Source organism: Pseudomonas caricapapayae (assembly GCF_001400735.1).
GTDB classification, from domain to species: Bacteria; Pseudomonadota; Gammaproteobacteria; order Pseudomonadales; family Pseudomonadaceae; genus Aquipseudomonas; species Aquipseudomonas caricapapayae.
Genome location: NZ_LJPW01000152.1, coordinates 1 through 24,517, shown reverse-complemented (window position 1 = coordinate 24,517; position 24,517 = coordinate 1). Strand labels below are relative to the sequence as shown.

General features: G+C 55.6%; 18 protein-coding genes. 1 reads left to right on the top strand and 17 read right to left on the bottom strand.

Annotation, left to right across the window (positions count from 1 at the left end; translation table 11 throughout):
* Positions 1-3 precede the first annotated feature (3 nt).
* The 17 genes from ALO80_RS22715 to ALO80_RS22630 form a co-directional block, all read right to left on the bottom strand.
* Positions 4-258 (bottom strand): PAAR domain-containing protein, encoded by a 255-nt coding sequence (locus tag ALO80_RS22715; protein ID WP_024959075.1) that lies wholly within the window; start codon positions 256-258, stop codon positions 4-6.
* A gap of 32 nt (positions 259-290) precedes the next feature.
* Positions 291-1,379 carry a type VI secretion system protein TssA gene (tssA, locus tag ALO80_RS22710; RefSeq protein ID WP_055010628.1) on the bottom strand — a complete coding sequence of 363 codons (1,089 nt, stop codon included), beginning with the start codon at positions 1,377-1,379 and terminating at the stop codon, positions 291-293.
* Between the two features lie 104 nt (positions 1,380-1,483).
* Positions 1,484-2,002, bottom strand: a complete 519-nt coding sequence (locus ALO80_RS22705) for an Hcp family type VI secretion system effector (RefSeq protein WP_005730234.1) — start codon at positions 2,000-2,002, stop codon at positions 1,484-1,486.
* A gap of 148 nt (positions 2,003-2,150) precedes the next feature.
* Positions 2,151-4,646, bottom strand: a complete 2,496-nt coding sequence (gene tssM / locus ALO80_RS22700; RefSeq protein ID WP_055010627.1) for a type VI secretion system membrane subunit TssM — start codon at positions 4,644-4,646, stop codon at positions 2,151-2,153.
* Positions 4,646-5,566 carry a type VI secretion system-associated protein TagF gene (tagF, locus tag ALO80_RS22695; protein ID WP_055010626.1) on the bottom strand — a complete coding sequence of 307 codons (921 nt, stop codon included), beginning with the start codon at positions 5,564-5,566 and terminating at the stop codon, positions 4,646-4,648. The genes tssM and tagF overlap by 1 nt, the downstream gene beginning before the upstream one ends.
* A 34-nt stretch (positions 5,567-5,600) precedes the next feature.
* On the bottom strand, positions 5,601-9,494 hold the full coding sequence (locus tag ALO80_RS22690; protein ID WP_055010625.1) for a type VI secretion protein IcmF/TssM N-terminal domain-containing protein: 3,894 nt from the start codon (positions 9,492-9,494) through the stop codon (positions 5,601-5,603).
* Positions 9,495-9,521: 27 nt separating this feature from the next.
* Entirely contained in the window at positions 9,522-10,235 is a 714-nt protein-coding gene (gene icmH, locus ALO80_RS22685) for a type IVB secretion system protein IcmH/DotU (RefSeq protein WP_010406254.1), read from the bottom strand.
* The gene (gene tssK / locus ALO80_RS22680; RefSeq protein WP_003372334.1) at positions 10,232-11,575 is read right to left on the bottom strand and encodes a type VI secretion system baseplate subunit TssK; all 1,344 of its coding nucleotides are present in this window, start codon (positions 11,573-11,575) and stop codon (positions 10,232-10,234) included. Before tssK ends, icmH begins: the two co-directional genes overlap by 4 nt.
* Entirely contained in the window at positions 11,572-12,282 is a 711-nt protein-coding gene (tssJ, locus tag ALO80_RS22675; RefSeq protein WP_055010624.1) for a type VI secretion system lipoprotein TssJ, read from the bottom strand. Before tssJ ends, tssK begins: the two co-directional genes overlap by 4 nt.
* 79 nt (positions 12,283-12,361) lie before the next feature.
* Positions 12,362-14,965: a type VI secretion system ATPase TssH gene (gene tssH, locus ALO80_RS22670; protein ID WP_055010623.1), complete on the bottom strand. Its 2,604-nt coding sequence runs from the start codon at positions 14,963-14,965 to the stop codon at positions 12,362-12,364.
* Positions 14,962-16,032 carry a type VI secretion system baseplate subunit TssG gene (gene tssG / locus ALO80_RS22665; protein ID WP_055010622.1) on the bottom strand — a complete coding sequence of 357 codons (1,071 nt, stop codon included), beginning with the start codon at positions 16,030-16,032 and terminating at the stop codon, positions 14,962-14,964. Before tssG ends, tssH begins: the two co-directional genes overlap by 4 nt.
* Entirely contained in the window at positions 15,996-17,828 is a 1,833-nt protein-coding gene (gene tssF / locus ALO80_RS22660; RefSeq protein ID WP_055010648.1) for a type VI secretion system baseplate subunit TssF, read from the bottom strand. The genes tssG and tssF overlap by 37 nt, the downstream gene beginning before the upstream one ends.
* Complete coding sequence (gene tssE / locus ALO80_RS29985) at positions 17,828-18,310, bottom strand: type VI secretion system baseplate subunit TssE (protein ID WP_083493380.1); 483 nt, start codon at positions 18,308-18,310, stop codon at positions 17,828-17,830. Before tssE ends, tssF begins: the two co-directional genes overlap by 1 nt.
* 31 nt (positions 18,311-18,341) lie before the next feature.
* Positions 18,342-19,844, bottom strand: coding sequence for a type VI secretion system contractile sheath large subunit (gene tssC / locus ALO80_RS22650; protein ID WP_055010620.1), 1,503 nt, complete (start codon positions 19,842-19,844; stop codon positions 18,342-18,344).
* Between the two features lie 14 nt (positions 19,845-19,858).
* Positions 19,859-20,392 carry a type VI secretion system contractile sheath small subunit gene (gene tssB, locus ALO80_RS22645; protein WP_055010619.1) on the bottom strand — a complete coding sequence of 178 codons (534 nt, stop codon included), beginning with the start codon at positions 20,390-20,392 and terminating at the stop codon, positions 19,859-19,861.
* Positions 20,393-20,461: 69 nt separating this feature from the next.
* On the bottom strand, positions 20,462-21,211 hold the full coding sequence (locus ALO80_RS22640; RefSeq protein ID WP_002551426.1) for a hypothetical protein: 750 nt from the start codon (positions 21,209-21,211) through the stop codon (positions 20,462-20,464).
* 1,203 nt (positions 21,212-22,414) lie between these two features.
* Positions 22,415-23,242: a hypothetical protein gene (locus ALO80_RS22630; protein ID WP_055010617.1), complete on the bottom strand. Its 828-nt coding sequence runs from the start codon at positions 23,240-23,242 to the stop codon at positions 22,415-22,417.
* 175 nt (positions 23,243-23,417) lie between these two features.
* Here ALO80_RS22630 and ALO80_RS22625 point away from each other — a divergent pair.
* Positions 23,418-24,517 (top strand): RecQ family ATP-dependent DNA helicase (locus ALO80_RS22625; protein ID WP_144434245.1); only part of this gene is annotated, 1,100 nt, incomplete at its 3' end.

Sequence of the window (24,517 nt, the reverse complement as noted above, 5' to 3'; positions counted from 1 at the left end):
TCCTTAAAATATGCCACAGTCACTGTTGGTGGCGATCAGACTGGAGCCACACGCAGTCTTGTCGCCGTGGCGGGCAACCGGCCGGCCATCTACCAACGTTGACGTGTCGCCTGTCGCGATTGCACAGACCCCATGCGGGCACATGACTTTGTCGCCGACCCTGGCCACAAGTCGACCATTGACCAGAGTGGTCGGAGATCCTTCGACAACGACCCCGGCCTTGTCGGTCGGGTCGTTCAGCAAAATGATCGGACGCATGTTGAAACTCCTTTTGGTGGCTATCACAGCCTTTAGTCGCGCTGTTGCAGGGTGCCCAGAACATCGCGGATTCCATCGACGACGCTACCATCCTTGATCACATCGCTCAGCCAGCTTTCCAGCGGCATATTTCCCCACTTGATTGCACGCTCTACCAGGTAGGGCACCGGACTGTGTGGTTCTGTCTGTTTGAAGAACTGTGCCACGCCTTGCAATAATGCAAACGCTTCGTCACGGGTCAGTGGCACGGTGCGCATCGGAGCGTTGGCTGCAGGACTGTCGTTGCGTGCCGCTGGTCGTTCGTTGACGGGCTCGTCTGTAACGTCTTCTTTTGTCTGGCTTGCCGGTGCCACGAGTTCGACACCGCGGTCCTTGAGCAGTCGCTCCACAAGCTGTCGAGCGTGAGTGAGTACATCGTTGAGGGCGAGAAAACTGGGCATATCGCGTTCGAAGACGCTATCGATGGTTGATTGCAGCTGTTTGCATGCAACCAGGCATTCACTCATTTCCGCGTATTTGCGGTTCAGGTGATCTGTGTCGGTGAGTACTACCGAGCGCTGGAACAATTCAGCGTTGATCTTGCCTTCTTCGAGGGCCTGATTCATTGCCGACGAGTTCTGTCGAGCCAGGTTTTCAACTTGTCGAGATTCATCATATTTGAACAGGCTGTAGCCCTGTCCTTGGGTAATCGGTAACGTACGGACCACTTCGGCCAAGGTTGTATTCAACCACCCCAAGCGAGCAGAACGCTCTTCGGTGCCGTCTTCCAGAGAAGGGAACAGGGTGTCCCAGAAATCTTCGAGCATGGCTTGAGCCACTGCCAGCGCGAAACGGATACCGCGGAAATGATATTTGTGCGCCAGACCTTCACCTAGCCATGCGACCAGCATCAAGTCTTTGCTCTGTTCTGCAATCCCGGCGCTGGCCAGTTGCACAACCTGTTCCCAGTCGGCCTGTTTCAGATCGGTTTGCCAGTCACCCTGAGTCAGATAGTCGACATCGGCGCGGCGTGCCTCCTTGATCTGATCGAACAGGCTGGAAAAACTCAGGTCTTCGCCCGCGCCACCCTGAATGGGTGTACGCAATGTGGCCAGCGAAAGGTCTTCGAGGATGTCAGACATGGACGGCTCTGCATTCAAAGGTGAAAAGAGAAGGCCACCGCGCCCTTGCAGGCGCGGGACCCTCGATTGAGCGGCCGAACAACTTCAGTCGCCCGAGGCCCTACTCAGGAGTAGACCTTGTTCAACGAGCGGTCCCAGCCGCCTGCAACTTTACCGCCGCCTGCGCCATCGGAACGCTTCTGCTGGGTGTAGGCGATCTTGATGCGGGAGAAGTTGAACTTGATCTCTTCCAATGGCAGATCGCTCTCCGCCTTGGTTTCGCCAGCCACAGGCATGTTGCCCAGGAAGGTGACAGAAGAGATGACCACTTCTTCCAGTGTGATGGTCATGTAGGTCAGCTTGTCGCCGCCGGCACGGTTAAGGTTGAGGACAACTTCCTTGATGTGCTGGCCTTTGCAGCATGACTCGAAGGCTTTGGGAGAAGCCTTGTCGACATACTTGATAACCGTGAAGTCGCTCAGGTTAACGCGCTCGGAAGATGCGCCTCCAGACGAACTGGCAGTTGCCGAAGTCGCCTGTGTAGCGCCGTGCGTGTAGCTCAGGATTTCGATCCAGTCCTTGAACTTGTCATCCAGACTTTCGCCCGGGATGCCGTCAATTTTGAGGAATGCGTCAAATGCCATTTTTCATTTCTCCTTAAAAGGGCTTTCATTGATCCACAAGTTGGATCGCCCTGTGTTTGACCCTGCCACATAATGGCTGGGCCGTTCTAAAGCCATGCGTGCCGAAGCAGGCACACACATGGCGATCGTTTTACCTCGGGGGGGCGGCTCAGTTAAGCGCTCGCACCTCTATTTCGACTCGTCTGTTAGGCTCGAGGCAGTGGATAAGCTCGGCGCGCGGCATCTGCATATCGCAATGCACCAGTGGTTTATTGCTGCCTTCGCCGACCGCGTCGACCAGTTCGCTCGGCAAGCCTTTACCTACCAGGTAGGTTTTGATGGTTTGCGCGCGCTGTCTGGATACCTGCAGGTTGCTCTGCGCATCGCCAATCTGGTCAGCGTGGCCCGTGATCACGATCTTGCCCACGTTCGGTGTGTTCAGCAGTTTCCCGGCGATGGCGCTCAACTGGCGTTGCCCGGCAAGCTCAAGACTTTGAAAGTCCGCGCGACCAAACGCAAACAGGGTATCGGACTCCAGCGTGATGGTTTCGATAGCGCGCAACGACTGTGAGAGCAGGCTATTTATGTAATTGCGCGAGCTGGAGATCAAGAATGCATTGTTGAGAATGCGTGGTACGTCAAGTTCACGGATCTGATCGCTATAGAACGCAATCTGACGCCCGGCAAACTGATAGTCGTCGACCTCGCCAGCAGCTTGAGCTGACACGTTTGTGTCGCGTTGAACCTGCTTGTAGATCGCCGGGTACCAATAATCAGGAATGCGAGCCTTTAAAACCGCAGGATCGGCTTGCTCACGTTGCCCCTTGGACAGCATCAAGTAGGTATCCAGCGTGGTCTTGCCAAAGGTCGCAACTGACTGTGCGCGGTTATCCACAGGGAGCGCGCGCGGCTCGACGCTGTCGATTCCCGTCACGGTTGTAAGCGTCGGCGCGTTGCGCTGGTATATCTTGATACTGCTCAACAGGTACAACGAGCGGGTCAGGTTATCGGCCGTCGGTTTGAGCATCACGCTTTCAAGACGTGCGAAATAGCGCTGACGTACATAGGGCTCCACGTCATAACCCTTGTACAGCCCCAAACGCATGCTCAGCGGTACGCCGCCACCGTGGTGACGAGTATAAAGATCTGCTGAAGTCTGCCGCAGTTGATCCAGCGTCTGCCATTGGGTGTATTGGCCGCTGGTGTGTTCGTCTTTTTGCTGTGCTGCGGCCAGCCCGCCGGAAATTGCCTGAATGGCTGCTTTATTATTGCTGTACGAAATGCCCCAGCCTACACAAAGCAGCAAGCCTGCCAATGCGGCTGTGCCGATCCATATACCTTTGCGCCGGGTTTCGCTGCGATTGCTGGTGTACAGCGCCACAAGATGTTGATCAGGGATAATGACCTTCTGAAAAAGGCTGTTGATAAACATCGGCTGCGTCTGCCCGGTTACCGGCAGTTCGGTCGACGAGTCAGCCAGTGCAAAGCGCTCGGTGACATGCTTTGCATACAATCCCTGCGCAGCTTTATCAGCGTCGAGTGCACTGGTGAAATAGAAGCCGCGGAGCAGCTCGGCACTCTGATAGGGGTTCGCTCTGAGCAAGTCGGTAACGAAAGTCTCAAGCAATGGTTTGAGCGCTGTCAGTTCCAGAGGGAAGCGATACGCCGCCGGGTCCTGTCTGGTCAGCTGAATGTCCTGTTGCACCAATTGCTGATCGGCAATTTGCTGCCAATGGTCTACCAATTCGCCCATTGCTGCGGTGAAGCGCTTGCCCCAATCGGACTGCCTGAAACCTTCGTGAGCAAACGTCTTGCCCATTACTTCGCCACGAGTCTGGTTATCGAGCTGGCGATAGAAGTGAGTGAAGCCTGGTATCAGGTCGCTTTTGGTGAACACCAGATAGATAGGCAGGCGCAGCTCAAGCAGATCATGCGCTTCCTGAATGCGTTCACGCAGGCGCTTGGCAAGACGCTCGAGGCTGTCGGGCGTTGACTTCAGAACGTCCTCTACACTCACGGCGACGATCAGGCCGTTAAGCGGGCGGCGTTGCCGGTGTTGCCGAAGCAGGCTTAAAAACGCACGCCATTTGCCAGCCTCTTCCTGGTTATCCATATAGCGGCCAGCAGTGTCCAGTAACACTGCTTCAGAACTGAAAAACCAGTCACAGTTGCGAGTACCGCCTAGTCCTGCGACGCGTGCGCCTTCGCGCTCCGCATAAGGAAAATTCAATCCTGACTGATACAGCATGGTGCTTTTGCCGGACGCAGGCTGGCCGATTACCAAGTACCAAGGCAAGGAATAGAGTGCGTCTTTACTGGATGCTTTCTTCTCTGAATTGCCCTGCAGGCGCTCGATGCTTTGCAGCAGGCGCTCGCGTAGCAGACTGACTTCCTCGCGATCCTGAGGGCTGGAATTCAATACGGCCTGATCGGCGTCATCACGTAGCAGCGCTTCAAGATCGTGGCGCGGTGCGTGGCTTCGTCCCATAAAAAGGACATAACCAGCCGATAGCAACAGAAACACACCTATCCCTGCCAGCAGGCTATGAAGGGACGAAAATCCCATCGCTACACCGATCGACCACACCAGGAAGATGGCCAGGAAGAACGCAATCCCCAGAACATATGGCTGGTACTTGAGAAAGTAATATTTGAGCCTGTTCATCAATACTGTTCATCCCGAGCGTTTATAAAGCGCTCAATAAAGTCGTTCAATGCAAGGTGATCGGCAGGCAACACAAGCGAGTCGGCAGACGCGGGCTCCGGTAAAGGATCCAGTAGGTTGTAGCGGTCCTCGGGTGCAGCGATACCGGTCAACATCCGATACATTTCACTGTTTCCACGCGACGGAAAGCACAGCAGCCCCGGACGCATAAAGCTGTCTACCAGCACGCTGACATCCGGCATGCCCGTTTTGCCGCGCAGACGTGACAGCAATGTGCACCACAAGTCAGCCATCGGCCGCTTCAGACCGCTCTCCGCCGGCAGAGGCAGGCTTATCGCGGGTGGCTCACTGTCCCTCATGGCCTTGCGCAGTTTGTAAAGGCTGGCCAGCCCCGACTGAGTACCGAACTCCGGATAGCTGTGTCGCAGCGGCCGCGACACATCACGCAGGTTAAAGTCCATCAGAAACTTGTCATGCACACGTCGATAGAGATCCAGGTCCTTGGCGGTCCACAGACGCATGGTTCTGAGTCGAGCAAAAATCTGTTCTATGTCCGTTCCCTGTGCGGCCTGCATGAGAAGCGGTTTTATCTGCCCCGCGAACAACTCGCACAACGTGTGCGGATTGATGAACGGGTCGCTGGTATCCACCTTTATGCTTTGAAACACCATAAATGGATAACGTCTGCCGCTGGCGTCCCGCGAGCTTATGAATCCGCCCAGCAGCCACTGTCCATTGCGACTGCGGTATGAGAAAAAACATACGGGCAACTCATCAAACAATTCCCGCCAATCCTCACGCGTCTGCATGCGCCCCAGACTGTTTTGTAGCCACAGATCGAACTCACATACCTCAGGCATGGCTCCGTTCAAACTGACGAAGTCGGCACTCGCGGGCACTTTGCCAAAACATCCGATCATCAGCCTGTGCCCCCTCTGCGATGGCTTGCCATAATCAGTTTTTCTGCCCAGGATCGTTAAGCACGCTTAATGATTTGACCTGTGCCAGATCAGTCATTTTGACGCCGCCATAGTTACGAACGACCAGGCTTACCGGCCCTGCGGCCGACTGCCAGCTGAAACGCTGCTGAACCGTATCCAGATCAGTGACCCGAGCACTGTCGTTCATTTTCAGCAGGCCCCAGCGGCCTGGGTAGTCGAAAACAGTGATGCGTTGACCTTCCAGCGTCACAACGTCCAGACGTGCGCCCGGTGCGTTGGAGGTACCCGGCCAGGAGAACCGGTTCCAACTGGTACGACCGTTTCGATAATGCTGTTCCTGCCCGTCGAGCGTGAAAATGATGTCCGTGTAACGAGCCGATGGCTCCAACATGATTTCGAAGCCGTTTTCCCGATCAGACAAACTGGCGATGACCTGTCCTACCGAGCTGGCCTTGTCGATACTGTCGATCATGCGTGTATTGACCAAAGGCGCGGCGTTACCGCCTGTACCCATGCCCAATCCTTCGCCGCCGGCGAGGTTGCCGATTTCGTTGCGTTTGAACGCGGGCAGCAGACCTGTTTCAGGATCGACGAAACGCTGCAAGTCCTTGACGGATGCCTCGTTTTCACTGCCAGCCACAATGGGGTACCGGTAAGCCATAACCTGTTTCCAGGGGCGGGCGACATCCTGCGACCATGCTTTTGCGATCTGTTGGCCAGCCGGGTCGCGAAGTGTTTCCCAAGCATATTGCAGTGGCGAGTTGAACAGGCGTTGCAAGGAGTTCGACAGGCCTCCTTCGCTGGTATCGACACTGGTCTCGATGTAGTTGCGTACCTGTGTAACTTCAGACGGCTGTCCTTCCAGTGTTTCGCTGATCAATAGCTTGCTGTTCTTGCCGACATCCTGCGATCGCTGAATATTGGTCAAACGCACTTTGAGCTTGCGTAACGCTGCCAGATATCGATCCATCACCGTGCTGTCCGCGCCTTCTGCATTTTGCGTTGCGAACAGGCGTGCGACGGGTTCGAAGCGTTTTGCCAGACTCCCATCGTCAACACGTGGCAATGTCACTACCAGGCTTTCGGCTTGCTCGCTCTGGGTACTGAAGGTGCCTTTGATGCCGCTCCAGAACCCGTCGTCCGCTTTGTTCGGAGACGCCGCAGAGTTGACTTTGGGCAAGTCCCACGACGTGTTTTGGTTCACCGCGTGCAACAGACTCTTGACGGGGGAGTTCTGCACATCGCTAAGTACTGACAAACGCTCGGTAGCATTGGCCATGTCGGTGAAATGACGCACACCTACGCCTCTGAGCATCCTGAACCAGGCATCTGCGTAGTCGGCTTTGTAGCGAGCCATCAGCTCGCGCACGAAGTTGGCTTTCTGAACCATGCCGTTGCTGCCTTCGCTATCGAGTACCCAGTCACTGTCGTTGCGTAGATTGCCTGACAGCAACTTGATCAGTTCGGGCTGCAGAAACTCTTCCCAACCTTGTCGGGTGTAAATGGCAGGTACTGCTTCCGCCGAAAATAACTGATCACGTCCGGCTGCGGGCACCATGTCCGATAGCGTAAGCGACGGGAACTGACGGCTCGACTCCAGTTGAAGGCGCAGATACTCACGATCAACCAGAGAGCTGGCAATCATGAAGGAGCGCAGGCTCTGCCGTGTTTCGTTGACCAGTTGCTCATTACGTCGCAGCGCTGGCGCGGTGCCTTGTTGCAGGTAGCGCACATACATCGCGGTATTGGCTTCAATCAGTGCCGGACTGATTTCCTGACCCTCGGCCTGCGCCGCCAGTGCCCAGACTTGAGGAAGTTCATCAGCAACGAATTCGGCATCGCGGTGTTCATCCGGGCGCGACAGAATCAGGTACAGCTTAAGTGCGCTGTAGGCCTTGATCACTGAAGATACTTGTTGCTCTGTCAGCCGGCTGAGGCTGTCTTCCGACAGTGACAACCCGGCAGTCAGTGCGGTGTCTTCGGCAAGATCCGTAGTTGATTCGGACTTGGCGTTATCGCGAAGAGCATCCAGCGTTCTGCGACGCCCAGCCTCACCTGCCTCGTTGACGCCCGAGCGTAGCTGGCCGGTCAGATCTGCGCTGTTACGCGGAAGGCCGACCGTCGCTTTCAATGCGCTGAGACTCGGGTTTTTTGCTGGTGCTTTTATCGGGGATTTGGTCGAGCGGCGTTTATCAGTCGGTGCCAGCGGGCTTCTATCCACCGTCTGGGCAAACTGATTCAGCTCGCGCAGTTGTACTTGCAAGTACTTGCCTATTGGCTCCAGCGCTTGGGTACGTAGCTGCTGCAGGTACGCCTCACGTAGTGGGGTCAGCAGATCATCGCCGCTGTACAGGCCAGCGCCCAACGCGAAGGGTACGCCGTGATTGTCGTATCCTTCGAACTCGCTCAGGTAAACACGCAATGTTTCCATTGCCTGCCCTGAGCGCAACCTGTCTGACCGGTCGGGTGCAGTCTCAAGCTGTTTCAATTCGTTTGCGATGCCCGTCAGCATTTCACGGTTTTTGTTATAAGAAACCGTCTCCCACGCTATCAGGCCTATACCTGCCAAAGCCGCTATCGCGATCAATGCAGGTGTCAAAGATCGTGTGCGGCCCAGGCGCGAGTAGTAAAGGCTCAGGTTGCGATCCGGGAACACTACCTGACGAAATGTCTCAGTAATGAAGTAGCTCTTGTCGCCTATCTTTCTACATGTATCGCCGTGTACCGGATGCTCTTTGGGCTCAAGCGCGTAGTAATCTCCAAGCGCGTCCTCATAGACCGGTGGCAACTGCTCATCTGTCTGCAGGGCGCTGGTAAAATAGACACCTCGCACGATGGGAGGCGTATGCCCTTGCGCTGAGCGCTCAAACTGGTCAAGAAAACCAGAGATAACGGTCGACAGTTCGGCAAAGTAATTGGGGAATTGCAGCAGCTCGGCGCTGGCGGTTTTGCCCCCGATAATGAGCTGGGTGTCCACGTGATGTCGCACGCTCTCCAGCAAATGGGCAAATTTGGTTTCCATGACAGCTCGCAGGCCTTTGGCGCGCACATCCGACAAGGCGAACGTCATACCCAGAGGCTGCTGGCGTTGTGCAGTGTCCATACCGTCGAAGGCCTGGTTGAAGCCTGGCAGCAGATCTGTCTTGCTGAGCATCAGATAAAGCGGAGGGTTGACGCCCAGACACTCGCTGTATTCATCGATACGAGAAACCAGACGAGCAGCCAGGGCTTCACGTTCGGCCAAGGTGGCAGAGACAATCTCTGGCAGGCTCACCACCAGAATCAACCCGTTGACGGCGGGTTTGGCGCGTTGCTTGCGCAGTAGCTTGAGGAACGAGGCGAACTCGCTGGCTGACTGGTCATCGCGCAAGTAGCGGCCCGCAGTATCAATCAAGACTGCGTCAGGACTGAAATACCAGTCGCAGTGCTGAGTCCCGCTGTCCATGCCGCTCGCCTGAGCTCCGGCAATGGTCGCTGACAGACCTGAACGTGTCAGTAGCGAGGTCTTGCCCGAAGCTGACATGCCGATGACCAGATACCATGGCAGGTCAGAAAGCGCAGATGCTCCGCCGCCGCCCGCAGAGCGCGATGAGCGCAGCATCGATATCGCATGTTTGAGGCGCTCGCGCAGTACGTGTTGATCACGAAACTCGCCCTCGGCCCCTAGCGACCTGTCTACCTCCAGTTGCACAAGGCTTTCGATGTTTTGTTCGGCGCGAATTCTGCGGTACTGACGCAGCACAATAAGCAGCAGACAGAAGGCGCTGATCAGCGCCATGGCCACGTAAACGTTTTCCCGCGTGAAATTCCAGCGCGGTAGTGCCAGCCAGCAAGCGAGCAAACCGACGGTCCACAGGAGTGCCAGTGCAAACCAGAAATTTTTCAAACAACGCAATAATGCTTTCATGTCTTCCTGACCGGATCCGTAACTGAATTAAACGCCGAACAGCTGACGGACCTGTTCGGCCAGTGCTGCCACCTCTTTGCCCAGAAGCCAGTCCAGGGTCAGATAAACGGCACCGCATATCAGTGCGATGAGTACCAGGTAGAGCCATAAGGGGACTTCATAGCGAAACATCTGAGACACTTGATCAGGCAGTGCCCAATCAGGAGAAAGCGCCTTGCGCGGGGTTCGGTAGCGAGCGATGTCCTGACCCAGGGTATTGGCGATATAACGAAGTTGATCTTTCTTCTCGAGGCTATACTTGCCTTCAAAGCCCAGTGCCAGGCACAGGTGATAAACCTCAAGGACATCAAGGTTGCGCTTCACGTCGGTACGTAATGCCTCGAGTTTCTCGAAGAAACCCTGACCCGCCAAATGGACACCAAAATACTGAAATTGCAGTGGATTAACTTCAATCTGATTGCGTATTTCACTCTGCCCGGCATTCAAGACGCTTTCATCCAGAAACGCACAAAGCGCGTATTGCGCATCCCTGACTTGTTCGACGCTGTAGTTGGCACGACGCGCATCCCGCTCAAGCGCGGGAAAGAATTCGTCGACGCTGGCACGCAGCCTTGAGACGTCGCGCACCTTGCTTCCGCGACGAATCATCAGCGCCATGGTCATGAAGTCCTTGACCATATCCTTGAGTGTCAGTGTTTGCGCTGGGGCAGTAACGCCGCCTTGCATCACGGCATCATTCATTTGAGCACCGCCATCAGTTCAAGCTTGAGATTTTTAAATGCGCTGGGTACATAGAACGCGATGGCGTTAGCTTTCATCATGCGTTCGTAGACCCGGCCATGGGGTTCGATCGAGAAGTATTGGTTGTCCAGACGAACGGGAATGGCATTTGGGGTTCGCACGCAGTGGCTGAGCGCCGCTCCTGGCATTGCCGTATTGACCACGACTTCAATGTCTTCCGGCGAGCCGACCTTGAATGCACGTGGTACCAGTTCAAGAACCTGAGCCCCCGGCATGTCTGCGTGAACCGCAATGTAAAAGTCAGCCTCACTCAAGCGTGGATCGTTCAGGCGGCCCACAAAATAGGACGTACGAGTCTGTTCCAGGCTGATCGGAATATATTGGTTGGGCACAACACTGTTGAGCAGTTCGCGAACCAGCCTGTCGAGCTTTATCATCGAAGTGGCGGGATCATGATGATCGTAGGCAGGGATGTCATTGAGCTGCGCACTCAGGGAAAAAGTCAGCAGACTGCCCGCCAGCTCAGCCAGAAAGCGATACAGTTGCTCTGGGTGCAGCCTCGGATGCTGAAGCAGGTGAGCAAGACCCGGATACGCGCGATTGACGGTATAAAGCAGCCAGAACAGGCTGACATCGCTCGACCCGAATTCAGCGATCTGGTCAGCTCTTTCCCGGCGGCGGCCAGACAGTGTTTCGCTCTTGCTCTGCAAAAGTGCGAGCAAGCGCTGGGCAATTTTCAGCAACGTTTCATGCGACCCGATGTGCAGGGCAGGATGAATGAACTGAGTGTCCAGGCTAAATCCGTTAATGTTGTTGCGCTGTAGCAGGGTTAGCGGGCAATAGCTGTAGCCATCGAGTGAATCACCATCGATCAGCAGCACAACATTAAGTCGCAGACTGGTAATTTCGTTTTCCAGCTCGCCTTCATTGATATCAGGCAACATATCAAATGCTTTACGGTATCGACGCGCGCCTTTGCGCTCTTCACCTTCGTCAAGGTAATTGGCGCTGTACGGTTCGGCCAGTTTCAACGCCGCGTACACCTTCAGCTCCGAACCGTGCTGCACATCTTTCAAATCGCGCGCAGCAGGCAGAGGGTCGTGCTGCGGGGCGTCAAAAAGCGAGCCGTCCGGGAAAACCATCTGTAGCCGCTTGAGTTGCAGCACTCCGTTGACCAAGGCTTGCTCATCCACTTCCAGAAGCTGCACGCCCCAATGAAATGGCGACGAGCGAAGCGTCGCCTGAGCCAGCTGGTTCTGGTGGAACTCATCCTGATACTGGAAGTGCTGTGGCAGAAGGAACATGCCTTCTGACCACATTACACGGCTCTTTTTACTCATTTAGCACCTTCCAGAGCTGAATCAAATGTATTGCTCAGCGACTTCTTAATAGAATTGTTGGCAGCGTCTTCGGCAGATTCGACGGCCTTTGACTGCATGCGCTCCATAAGCCCAGGCTCCGTATGCTCTGGCTGGGCTGGCTGCAATGGCGCGATGATTTGTTCTTCAGGCATCTGCAGCACATCTTGTCCACGCTCGGCACTGATGCGGTTCACGTCCAGAAGCACGCGGCCGCCCTCGGATGAAAACAGAATCCCGTCCTTGCGAAACGCGTCGGCATTGAATGCCATTTTCCAGCGGCCGCCGCTGTCATCACGAAAGAAGGCCGCTACTGCGATGTACCGTGCTTCCTTGGCCAGTGGCCAGGTCTGGACCTGACCCATCCCGGGCAAAACCACGAGTTCGCGGGTATCGAGCACGGTGTTGCCGAGTGTCTGTTCGGGGTGCTCCAGCAGCATGTTGGAGTCCGCGCTGTTGAACTTGTCCAGCGAGGTCAACTGATAAACCCTGGTCACGACGGACAAAGGCATGCCGGAGGTATTGGGGTTCAACTGGTTGCCGCCGTCCACGGTCAGAACAATTTTTTCATCGCTGCTGAACAGCATGTCGCCTGCCCATGTGTCATCGACTCGCTTGCTTACACGGTCAGTGATGCCGCAAGCGGTCAGCCCTAGCAACATAATCAAAACACCCAAATACCTGCCCATTTTGCTGCTCCTGAAACACTTCCTATCGACGCCCGGCAATTCGGGCGACGCTGAATCTCATCCGGATTTCGGTTGTCGTCTATGCCACGGTGTACGAAAAGCCTCCGGCCTCATCAAGGCCGATGCTCATGCTATTGACGGGTTTGTCTTCTGCCATCCGCGCCAACACATGCTCTGCCAATTCAGGCATCAATGTGCCGGACAGAATGTTGTCGATGTTCCGGGCCCCGCTGTCGACTTCTGTGCAGCGCGCAGCAATCGTGGGCACCAGTTCCGGGCTGAATTCCAAAGAGGCTTGATGATTTCGTTCGAAACGCTCACGGATACGCGCGAGCTTCAGACCGACAATGCGTTCGAGCACGGCGTCCTGTACCGGGTAATACGGAACAATACTCAAGCGCCCGAGAAATGCAGGTTTGAATACGTTGTTGAGCTGGTCGCGCAGGTCTTCGACGATCTGGGCGGGGGCGGGTAGCTCGCTGACCCCGAGACACGTTTGCATGATGTGTTCGGTGCCGACATTGGACGTGAGGATGATCACCGTGTTACGGAAGTTGATTTCGCGTCCTTCGCCGTCATCCAGTACGCCTTTGTCGAATACCTGGAAAAACAGTTCGAGCACGTCCGGATGGGCCTTTTCGACTTCATCCAGTAATACGACGCTGTAAGGTTTGCGACGCACAGCTTCGGTCAGTACGCCGCCTTCGCCGTATCCGACATAGCCCGGAGGTGAACCCTTGAGGCTGGAGACAGTATGGGCTTCCTGATACTCGGACATATTGATCGTGATGACATTGCGTTCGCCGCCGTACAGCGTATCGGCCAATGCCAGTGCGGTTTCCGTCTTGCCAACACCGCTTGGGCCAAGCAACAGAAATACGCCGATTGGCTTATTGGGGTCTTCCATGCGCGCACGTGAAATCTTGATGCGTTTGCCTATTTCATGCAGAGCATGGTCCTGACCAAGAACGCGTTCGGCCAGCAGTGCAGGTAAGCGCTGGACGGTATCAATCTCGTCGCGCAGCATTTTGCCCAGCGGGATACCTGTCCAGCCGGAGATCACTTCACCAATGGTGGCACCGTCTACCAGCGCATGCACCAGAGGCTGCTCACCTTGAACTTTTGCAAGCTCGGCCCGAAGGTCGGCCAGCTCGGCGCGGTGGTCCTGCCCTGTGGTCTGTTCGCTAAGTTCGTGCAACTGTTTGACCAGTTCCAATTCGCGTTGCCACTGTGTGACCAGTTCCTGTTCGCGTTTCTCGGCGTCGGTCAGTTCTGCACTGAGTTGAGCAAGTCGGCGCTGATGGTCGCTGCCTTTGATCTGTTCCTTTTCCAGCAGAGATATTTCAGTGCGCAGGTTGTCAATCATGCGCCGGCAATCTTCGAGCATTCCGGGCTGTGTTGTCTGTCCCAGCGCGACACGCGCGCAGGCGGTATCCAGTACGCTGACGGCCTTATCCGGCAATTGCCTGCCTGTGATATAGCGATTGGACAGGCGGACAGCCATGACGAGCGCTTCGTCCATGACCGCTACCCGATGGTGTTCCTGCATTTTTTCCAGGAGGCCACGCAACATGTAGATTGCCTGATCTTCTTCCGGCTCCTCTACTTTTACGACCTGAAAGCGGCGTGCAAGGGCGGCATCCTTTTCGAAGTATTTTTTGTACTCAGCCCACGTAGTGGCGGCGATAGTTCGCAGTTCGCCGCGTGCCAAGGCTGGCTTGAGGAGGTTGGCCGCATCGTTCTGTCCTGCCTGGCCACCTGAGCCAATCAGCGTATGGGCTTCATCAATGAAAAGAATGATTGGATGTACGCTGCGCTTTGTTTCTTCGATCACTGATTTGAGACGGTTCTCGAACTCGCCCTTGATCCCGGCTCCTGCCTGCAGCAGGCCCAGATCGAGCGTATGAATAGCGACATCCTTGAGTGGCGTTGGCACATCGCCCAGAGCAATACGTAATGCCAAGCCTTCAACTACCGCGGTTTTACCGACACCGGCTTCTCCCGTCAAAATCGGGTTGTTCTGCCGTCGACGGGTGAGAATATCGACCATTTGGCGCACTTCGAATTCGCGTCCCAGTACCGGATCAATACGTCCTTCCCGCGCGCTGCGGGTCAGGTCCACGGTGTATTGATCCAGGGCAGGAGTCTTGCCGTTGCCCTTGGTTGCCGGTCGTTGAGTATCGTTTCCGGCTGGCAAAGAAGCGCTTTGCTGTGACTCGCTGCTGGCTGAAATGAAGTCCTCGAGATTGGCTTTCAAATCGTCGACATTGATCTTTTCCAATTCAGGAGCTGACGCGGCTATGACCCGACGCAGTTCCTTGTCGTCGAGCAAGGCCTGTAGCAAAAAGCCGCTTCGGATAAGGCTTTGGCCATATTCGATAGAAGCCAATACCCAGGCTCGCTCGATCAGTTGGGTTATGTGCGGGGATAACGCGGGGGTGCGAGTATTCCCTGTCTTGAAGTCACTCATGGCGCTCGCCAACTGTGACTGCAGACGCTCTATCACTACATCGTAATGGCGCAAGATCGGCAGAAGATCGTTATCGTCGCCTTCAAGAAGCTGTAGCAATACATGCTCGATATCGACTTCGTAGTGACGTTCCGCAAGGCACAGCGCAGCGGCGCTTTCGGTTGCGTTGCGGCAGGTGTCATTGAGCTTGGCAAAGAGTGACTTAAGGTTCACAGGGCGACCCCATCAAAAGGAATACGGAAAACAGCGCAACGTGACGGATTTACTTTTTCGCCAGGCCGTTTCAGCCAGCCAAGCCAGCCCAGCGCTGTGTTTGTGTTTCGGCCTAGACGCGCCAGCGGAATCGCCTCAGGTTTGAGCTGCGGAGCAAGTTCAAAATCAAGGGTAGGACCGAGATAGAAGCGCACCACATCAACCAGTTTTCTATAGTCGTCATTACCTGGTTGAAAACGCTGATATTCAGCGAGGTCCAAGGGACCAATGTCGATACGTACGCAGGATTGGTAGTCCCATACGCGATTGCCAGCCACCGCGCTTTCACCGAGAGATGCATTGGCACGCCCCAGTTGCGAGCACTGCTCCGGCTCAAGTTTCAACCAGCGTCCGGCAAAGGCGCGCAGTGAAAAGGGTTGCCCGAAGTAGAAGCTCAACATCACTTCCAGGTTGTGCGGATTACGAGGCCGCTGGGTGAACAAGCCCGAGAAGTAGGTGAATAACTCCTGTCGAACAGGTGAGCCGCTCGCGCCAAATTTTCGCTTCTGACTTTGCTTGCCGAAACCCACCAGATTGAGCATATAGCGCTCGAAATCCGATGAACCCTTGCGCTCATGTTCGATGTGAAACTTGTATTTCTGCCATGACTGATAGAAGAGAGCGATCATGCGATGAGAGAACACATCCAGAAACGCATGGGCGCCATCGTCCCTCTGCTGGATATGCCGGTTCATGAGTATTTCAGTGTAGGGACGGGGAAGTACCCCTGACGGCCCTATCAATCCCATGAACGTTACCTGCACTTCGGTCAATGCCTGTTCAGTTGCAGTCGAATCATCGAGGCGCTCGAATTTGAGATCGCTGACTTCGCTCACGGGAAAGTTCAGCGACAGCTGCGTGCGAAAACGCAGCGGGTCCTCATGCGGGCGCGCTTCGGGATCAATACGTCCTGCTCTGCTGTAATGCAGACGCAACAACCTGACCAGTTGAAAAAACTCAAACCGGTAAGGCTCTGCGCGTGCCTGATCGATCAGACCAGAGGTTGATCGCCCGTTCTGGGTGGCCATTGCACAATTCTCTTTTCCCGCTGGCGGGTACGAAGGGTAAGTTGGGTAAAACTGTTGACGGTGCAGTACTGTCCGAAAAAGTGGTCAAGGACTTTGCCGAACAGGAATACGCCGCTGCCGATGTATTGGCTTTCGTCCAGTTCCAGAGTGATACCTACCCCACGCACGAAGTTGGGACGGGGGTGGCCGATACGTACGACAACAGCCTCACTCTTGATCGATAGGATTCCGCTGATCTGCTTTCTAACCGCCAGTCCGCGTCGATAGTTGTAGAGGCTCAGCATTTCCTGAAGCACTTCCTTGCCCTGTGACACCAGCGACATGTGATTCAGGGACAAGTGAGAAATCAGCCGCCAGATCAATCCGTCGCCCAGAGGCACGCGCGCTGTCACTGTAGGTTTGCGCAGTAGCCGGATACCGTCGACCACACCATCATTTTCAAATATGAAGTCGCTCTGGCTGCCTCCATAACTGAGCAGTTGCGGTAAGTCCCGGTTACTGCAAGTCAGGGATATGCTCAACGAATCACTGCCTGCGTCGATGAGGTCGAGCTCGCGGTCCACGACTCGTATAACCATTTCTGTGCCGCCCTGCTTGCTGTGCCGGGAGGGGCGCCGCCGGCCGATCCAGTAGCAGGCGTCTGGCCCCAGGTCGCCTCTGGGCTCGAAAAACGGGTTGCATTCGCTGACCGTGTCAGCCCCGGCTATTTTTTTGACTCGCTGCACTCGGTCGATGGAGACTACTTCTGCATGTCCCTGCAGCCTGACATCGGGGGTAACGGCGTATTCGTGCCGTGTATGAGTGAGCTTGACCGGCTCGGCCTGTTGTTTGAACAGGTTGATGATCGGAGTGCATCCAAGTTTGAAATTATTACGCCCCAGATTTTGTGCAAGCCGCGCAAGCCGATCGCCCATTTCGTAATGGTCAAAATAGAAGTTGATCTCGATATCCTTGAGGTCTCGATCAGCCAGGCTTCTCTTGAGTCCTCCAATATCGACGAACATGAATTTGTCCGGAAACGTGAAGTAGTCGTGCAGCAGTCTGTACCCGAGAAACGAGCGTTCCGAGTAATCCACCAGGCCTTCATCGCGCTCAAAACCAACCGCTTTCAACGCACCCCGTGGCAAACCGATTTCCCGACGTTTTCCCTGTTCTGTAAAACTTACAGTGGCCTTCGACAAATTGTTGAATAGCAGTTCGTACAATTGCAGCATCAGCGTGCTTTCGCCGTCGAGGAAAAAGCGCAGGGACTCAATATCCAGTTGCCCGAAGTGGAGATGGGTGGTGGCGGTCAGGCCAATTTTCAGGCAGGCCACCAGATCTGCACTGTGTCCATTGAAAGCAGAACGCTCCAGTTCTACAAACGATGCATCGCGCACTGCGATAGGCCACAGGTCGACCGGGTAGCAGGTTCTGAACTTACAAGCCACGCCCTCTACGGTCTTGGAACTTATCTCCGTATGCCGTTCGATGGTGTAGCAAGCCGTCAGCGTAGAGGTTGTACCGCTACTGAATTCTGCGATGGACAAGGCTGGCGTCGGACGTAGGTAGTGTGGGTAAAGCACTTCAAGAAAGGCTTCGACAATTTCGGGAAATTCGTCATCAAGCTTTTTGTGTATGCGAGCCGCCAGAAATGAGAAGCCCTCAATCAAGCGCTCGGCATGGGGGTCCTCGCAGTTATCACCTTCGATGAGTAACCGCGACGCAATTTTCGGGTACTCACGTGCAAACTCCTGCCCGAGAAAGCGCAGGTGCGAGAGCTCCTTTTCGTAATAAGGCAGCAGATCGTCGAGAATCAATTGAGGTTCTGCACTTTGTATTCCTGGGTATTGACTTGCAACACCGCGTCGAAAGAAACCTGACGCGTTGCATCCTGAAGATGCAGCACTGCGTCAACCCGAAAAGTAAGCATGCGGTGGCCAATCTGTTGGTTAAGCAGTTGCACTTTTACAGCGCGAAAACGTGGGTCACCGACCGTGATAGCACGCTCCAGTTGAGCCTGTATGAGGCGTCGGTCTTCAGGGTCGAGCACGCCTTTGCTGGTAAAGTCGGGCATGCCATATTCGAGAATCGTTCCCGCCAACTCCGGATAGTCATCGAGTTTCGATGCGACGAGGCACTGACGTGTATTAACCAGTGTCTCGAGATCTCTAATCAGGCTGGTCTTGTATTCGCCCAACGAGCAGAGGCGTTTGGAAACCGCCTCGCTTGCTTGATGAGGAGCGTCATCAAGCAGGCGATCAAGTAGCGTAGGTACTAATTGAGGAGAACGACTCATTCAACGATGCCTCCCTGGCTGATGAAGTAGGTTAACTGCGCGTCGACTGTGGCAGCTCTGCCACGAGGCGGAGGGATGCTGTCAGCTCATCCAACTGATAGTGTGGGCGCAGGAACGCAACCGCTTTATAAGCACCTGGTTTACCTGGCACTTCAACAACCTCTACGCTTGCTTCTCGAAGAGGAAACTTGGCTTTGGCTTCCTGGCTCGCGGTGTCATCAAGCAGAACATAGTCTGACAGCCATTCGTTGAGGAACGACTCGACGTCCTTGCGGGATGCAAAACTGCCGATCTTGTCGCGCATGATCGCTTTCATGTAGTGAGCGATACGCGAGGTCGCGAAGATGTATTGCAGTTGCGCCGACAGGCGTGCGTTGGCGTTGGCAATGTCGGTGTTGTACTGCTTCTGCTTCTGGGTCGACTGGGTGCCGAAGAACGCGGCGTAGTCGGTGCCTTTACAGTGCACCAGAGGAATGAACCCCAGGTCTGACAGCTCCTTTTCGCGACGGTCGGTGATAGCGATTTCAGTCGGGCATTTGAGCGCGATTTCACCGTCATCGGTCTTGAACGTATGAGTGGGCAGGCCTTCGACCAGACCACCACCTTCGACACCACGGATCGCCACGCACCAGCCGTAGCGGGAGAATGCATCGGTCACGCGAGTGCCCAGTGCGTAGGCAGCGTTCATCCACAGGTATTTGTTGTGGTCGCGGCCATCGACGCTTTCGACGAAGTTGAATTCTTCGACGGGTGTGGTATCCGGGCCATACGGCAGGCGGCCCAGTACGTGCGGCAGGGTCAGGCCGACGTAGCGGGAGTCTTCAGAGGCACGGAACGACTTCCACTTGGCGTATTCGACGGTGTCGAAAATCTTGGCCAGATCGCGAGGCCCGGCCATGTCGGTGAACGAGTCCCAGCCGAACAGTTCAGCCGAAGCAGCGGAAATGAATGGCGCGTGGGCCGCAGCCGCAACGTGCGAGATCTCTTCCAGCAGGTACATGTCTTCCGGGCTGCGGTTGAACTCGTAGTCACCCAGCAACATGCCGAACGGCGCACCACCGAAGGTGCCGTACTCTTCTTCGTAGATCTTCTTGAACAGTGCGCTCTGGTCGAATTCGGACGAGGCCTTGAGGTCACGCACGAGGTCTTTTTTCGACGCGTTGAGCAGGTGGATCTTCAGCGTGGTGCTGGTCTCGGTCTGGTCAACCTGGTACTTCAGGCCGCGCCAGGACGCTTCCAGCTGCTGGAACTCACGGGCGTGCATGATTTCGTTCATCTGCTCGGAAAGCATCGAATCGATCTCGGCGATGCGCGCGTCGAGTACGGCGATCAGGTCCTTGCTGGGCGTCATCTCGCCTTCCAGCACCTGAGCCACCAGCTCGCCGATCAGATCGCGGGTACGGGTGCGCTCGGTTTCGGAGCGCGCAACGCGGCTTTCGGAAATGATGCTGTCGAGCAGGGAGGATTGCGGGGCGAAGTTTTCAACTTCAACCGTCGTGCTGTCCTGCTGAGTCACGGGTTGCTTATCGGTCATCGTCAGGCTCCTCCTTACTCTTTGCTGTCGGTGGCAGGAACAGCGGCTTCACGGCCGAATTCCTTGCCCAGGGTTTTCAGCTTTTCAGTGTTCTGCAGCACGTCCATCAGCAGCTCTTCAAGCTTGTCGTTGCCGCCCATCTTGTTACGCAGGTCAGCCAGCTTGTTGCGCACTTCCAGCAACTTGCGCAGCGGCTCTACCTGACGCACGACGTTCTGCGGCTCGAAGTCTTCCAGCGCATTGAAGTTCAGCTCGACACCGAGTTGGGTGCCGTTTTTCGCCAGGGTATTGTCGACGCGGTACGCCAGGCGCGGCTTGATGCCTTTGAGAACGCCATTGAAGTTGTCGCGGTCGATGAAGATGAACTTGCGATCCTTGAGTTTGGGCAGCGGCTCCAGCGGATTGCCGGAGAAATCGCCCATGACACCCACAACGAATGGCAGCTCTTTCTTTTCCTGAGCATCACCAATTTCCACGTCGTAGGTGATATGGACCCGAGGCGCGCGAACGCGGTCAAGTTTGTGCTGGGTACTTTCCTTCTTCGCCATCGTCATCTCCTGTGCGAGCAACTCGCTGCAAGTCGTTTGCGTACCGGGCCTGCGGCAGGCCGGGCGCGATTAGAGTCCTTCAATCGTCAGCAAAAGACGCTGACGGATTTCATCGTTCATTTCCAGAATATTTTCGTGTCCGACCAATTCTTCGAAGCTGGTATTGCCTGCAATCTGTGTGCTGTTGCGAATGACCGACTCATCCGGCAATTCGGAGCGAACAGGCGAGCTGATCACACAGAACGGCAGATCGCCGAAGTCTTTCAAACGCTCGAAGCTGACCGGGAAGCGCAACCCTTCGAACAGGCGGCTCATGCCCGGCGATTTGCTGAGGCAGTAGAACAGGACCAGATAATGCACAACGTAGCGGTACAGCTCTGCGCTGCTGCGATTCGGGTCTTTGATGACCTTGCGAAACTGCGCCAGATCGAACGAGTTGAAGCCCACCACCCAGCGCACCGGACTGGTGATGCGAATGGTCTGCCCGCTTTGTGACAACACCATGTCGTATTCGAGCGGGAACAGCTCGGGCGTTGTACTGATCAGGTTCAGCGGCACTTCCAGTTCATTGACCAGCTTGAACGGCTCTGCCGATGCAATGCGGTCGTAGAGCTCCTTGAGCTCCTTGAAGTGGTGCTGGGTCTCGCGGCCGCTGCTGCGTTGCGCGCCCTGCAGGTATTCACCGAAGAATGTCTGCGGGCGTATCAGCAACGCGAGGGTCGACAGGTAGTCAGATGCCTGCACCTTGAGCGCGTCGGAAATAGCGCGCGTCTGCTTGCGCAGCTTGATCAATGCTTCTATATCGAACGTCTGAGTCATCGGTACATCGTCCTTGAACCCTTCACGACCGCTTCCCGGATCAGACCGGGGCGGGGAAGAGCTGCGAGTTTCTCGACTGCACACCTACTCACGAAGTGGTCCTGCCCTGTGTGTCACTGCATGACACACCGCCACAATAATGAGGGAGGATTTAGTGCTGGCATATGGATGTCGTCTAGCCAGCAGTGTGGTCTATGGCACTATTTTTAGTAGGAAAGTTCCTACAGACGGTGGATATTTTCTCGGTTTCGTTACACTAAGCAATGATGACTATGAGCCATCATTGGGTTGCATTGCACCCTTAATATAGCTGTAAGTATTGATTTTAAAGGGCTTTAGGGCGTTATTTGGATCCGATCAGGGGTGCAAATTAAGCTTAGAAGGATGAACTGATTCACCCGATTCTCAAGTGTCAAAGACGATAAGTTCGCGATACTTGCTTAGAGTCGGATATTTCATGAACGGCGGATGATGGCACTGCGAGGGTTCAGGTGGGCAATGGAAGGACAGTAAAACGAGGCAGAAGAAAATACCTCCAGGCGTAAGAGCGTCTGTCGCCACAGGAGGTTGGGCAGTGGGAAGGAACCCTATCGATAACTGCTCGTGGCTTTTTCGACAGCCAATAAAAAACCCGCCGAAGCGGGTTTTTCCAAGACCATCCCGACTTCCTGTCGGACGCCTCCGAGGCGATGGTCGATCATCCTTGATCCTAGTGAACTCCCTGTTCGCCACTTGATGGATCCAATCTTACGGAGGGCGAGTCAGGGCGGAAATAGCCAAGTTCCTCCACTGCGTGTAAGCCTTTCGCTATACCGCCAGGGCTCAGGTTCAAACGGCGTGGTGGGGGGAGGGGATTCTGGCGTCAGGAAAATTCTCGAATCCGGCGGGGCGACTGACAGCAAAAATCGCAGGCAATAAAAAACCCGCCGAAGCGGGTTTGTACCAAGACCATTCCAACTCCCTGTCGGCTGCCTTCCCGGCGATGGTCGATCGTCCCTGATCCTGGCGAACTCCTTGTTCACCAGTTGTTGGATCCAATATTACGGCGCTGATGAAGAGTGCAAAATAGCCAATGTTCCTCATCGCGTGTAAGCCTTTGGCTATACGTGTCAGGGATTTTGCTGATTATCAGCCGTGCAGAGACCCGCCGAACACAGGTTTATGGCGGCGAGAATACCGTGCCAGAGCGGTTTCGAGTGCTTTTTAAGGTGAGAACGTCGCTGCCACTTCACAGTAGCGCTGTTCGGCATTTTTACTGCCCTCGTCGCGATTTCGCGCCGCGCGTTTGGTCCATTCCCGGCATTCTTCCCTGAAGTTGACCTGCGCGGCCTTGCGGCATTCGCGCCGTTCGACTGAGCGAATCGCGAAATTCTCGCAGACGCTGTCGCCGTCGATCGTGTTGCCGTAAACCCGCCACTGCGCGCGGTAGCGGTTTCTGCCGTCCCATTCACGGATGGACGCCGTCGCCACACTGTAGGGTCGGGAAGCACGGGCTGCATTGCGCGCAGCGTTGTTCTTGAAGTCGGCCAGGTAGTCTGCAGACACCATGCCTGTAGCAGGCTCTGCCTGAGCAGGGCGAGGGATCTGGCCGAATCGGCAGTTCAATACGCTCTCGTCGATGACGTTGCCATTCTTCATGCAGTTATCCAGCGGCTGCACGTTAACAGGCTGTTCCTGTGTTGCGGAGACAGGCAAGAGCCCAGGGCTTCGGGTCGAGGGTGCTGGCGAAGTCGTTTCGACCGTTGCGGGTTCGCCTTCGGCTGATGTCGTCTGTGTTTCAGCTTCAGGCACAGGCTGCTCGACGACGGGCACCGGAATCGCTTTTGGGCCTCGCACGTGCGAAGCGACCAGCCCGGCCAGGCAACCGGCAACGATCAGGCCTGCCAGCCATAGCCCGTAGGGGCGCGACTTGTCCGGTCGAGCGTTACGTTTACGGCCTGGATGTGCGCCCAGAACGACGTCGACCTGGCCCGGCACGAGGCGCTGAATGCGGATAATTCCGTCGTCTTCGGGTTGTTGTGTGGAATCCATTCCTGCTCCAGATCAAGCGTTACGGAGTAATCGCCGCGCGCTGCTGATACAGCAGGCAGCAAATTTCAATTCTATCGGCTATGCGCTGTGTTTCTGTAACGCATCGGTGCTGTATGCCTTTGATGCATCACGTTAAGGTTGGCGCCGTTTTATTTGACTGATGGATGGGCAACACATGCACCAGCGTCTTGAGCAGGTTTTTGGTTACACGCAGTTCCGTCCAGGTCAGGAGGCCGCAATCAGTGCCGTGCTGGCAGGCCGTTCGGCTGCGGCGATTTTCCCTACCGGCTCAGGCAAGTCGCTATGTTACCAATTACCTGCGCTGCTGCTGCCCAATTTAACGCTGGTGGTTTCACCCTTGTTGGCGTTGATTCAGGACCAGCTCGCCTTCCTGCATCGCCACGGCATTTCGGCAGCAAGCATTGATTCTGCGCAGAGCCGCGATGATGTGGCCGACGTCATGGCGCGAGCGCGCTCCGGAGAGCTGAAGATCCTGATGATCTCAGTCGAGCGTCTCAAGAACGAGCGTTTCCGCAATTTCATCGCCCAAGTGCCGATTTCATTGCTGGTGGTCGACGAAGCGCACTGCATCTCGGAATGGGGGCATAACTTCCGCCCCGACTACCTGAAGCTGCCGGACTACCAGCGCGAATTCAACATTCCCCAGGCATTGCTCTTGACCGCCACGGCGACCCCGCACGTCATCACAGACATGCAGAACAAATTCGCCATCGCCCCCGAGGATGTCATTACCACCGGCTTCTACCGCGCCAACCTGCAGCTGTGGGTCAAGCCGGTCAGTGGACGTGACAAACGACGCCAGCTGGTGGAGTGGCTCAACGAGCGTCGCGGGCAGCCGACCATCGTTTACGTGACCCTGCAAAAGACAGCCGAACACATTGCGTCGCACCTGGAACAGAATGGCCTGCCCGCCAGTGCTTACCATGCCGGCCTGCCCAACGATCAGCGCGAGTCGATCCAGAAACGTTTCATGGGCGGCAGTCTGAACTGCATCGTGGCAACCATCGCGTTCGGAATGGGTATCGACAAGAGCGACATCCGTAACGTCGTACATTTCGACCTGCCCAAGTCGATTGAAAACTACAGCCAGGAAATCGGCCGGGCGGGGCGTGATGGTGCCGCCTCGGATTGTCTGGTGCTGGCCAACCGCGACAGTCTCAATGTGCTGGAGAACTTCGTGTATGGCGACACGCCGGAGCGCGAGGGCATTGCGCGTGTGCTGGAAGATCTGCTCGGTGCCCGTCATGACGGGCA

Bases quoted from the DNA above. Each gene is read 5' to 3' on its own strand.
- ALO80_RS22715 (WP_024959075.1), bottom strand. From the start codon at position 258: ATGCGTCCGATCATTTTGCTGAACGACCCGACCGACAAGGCCGGGGTC.
- tssA (WP_055010628.1), bottom strand. From the start codon at position 1,379: ATGTCTGACATCCTCGAAGACCTTTCGCTGGCCACATTGCGTACACCC.
- ALO80_RS22705 (WP_005730234.1), bottom strand. From the start codon at position 2,002: ATGGCATTTGACGCATTCCTCAAAATTGACGGCATCCCGGGCGAAAGT.
- tssM (WP_055010627.1), bottom strand. From the start codon at position 4,646: ATGAACAGGCTCAAATATTACTTTCTCAAGTACCAGCCATATGTTCTG.
- tagF (WP_055010626.1), bottom strand. From the start codon at position 5,566: ATGATCGGATGTTTTGGCAAAGTGCCCGCGAGTGCCGACTTCGTCAGT.
- ALO80_RS22690 (WP_055010625.1), bottom strand. From the start codon at position 9,494: ATGAAAGCATTATTGCGTTGTTTGAAAAATTTCTGGTTTGCACTGGCA.
- icmH (WP_010406254.1), bottom strand. From the start codon at position 10,235: ATGAATGATGCCGTGATGCAAGGCGGCGTTACTGCCCCAGCGCAAACA.
- tssK (WP_003372334.1), bottom strand. From the start codon at position 11,575: ATGAGTAAAAAGAGCCGTGTAATGTGGTCAGAAGGCATGTTCCTTCTG.
- tssJ (WP_055010624.1), bottom strand. From the start codon at position 12,282: ATGGGCAGGTATTTGGGTGTTTTGATTATGTTGCTAGGGCTGACCGCT.
- tssG (WP_055010622.1), bottom strand. From the start codon at position 16,032: ATGGCCACCCAGAACGGGCGATCAACCTCTGGTCTGATCGATCAGGCA.
- tssE (WP_083493380.1), bottom strand. From the start codon at position 18,310: ATGAGTCGTTCTCCTCAATTAGTACCTACGCTACTTGATCGCCTGCTT.
- tssC (WP_055010620.1), bottom strand. From the start codon at position 19,844: ATGACCGATAAGCAACCCGTGACTCAGCAGGACAGCACGACGGTTGAA.
- tssB (WP_055010619.1), bottom strand. From the start codon at position 20,392: ATGGCGAAGAAGGAAAGTACCCAGCACAAACTTGACCGCGTTCGCGCG.
- ALO80_RS22640 (WP_002551426.1), bottom strand. From the start codon at position 21,211: ATGACTCAGACGTTCGATATAGAAGCATTGATCAAGCTGCGCAAGCAG.
- ALO80_RS22630 (WP_055010617.1), bottom strand. From the start codon at position 23,242: ATGGATTCCACACAACAACCCGAAGACGACGGAATTATCCGCATTCAG.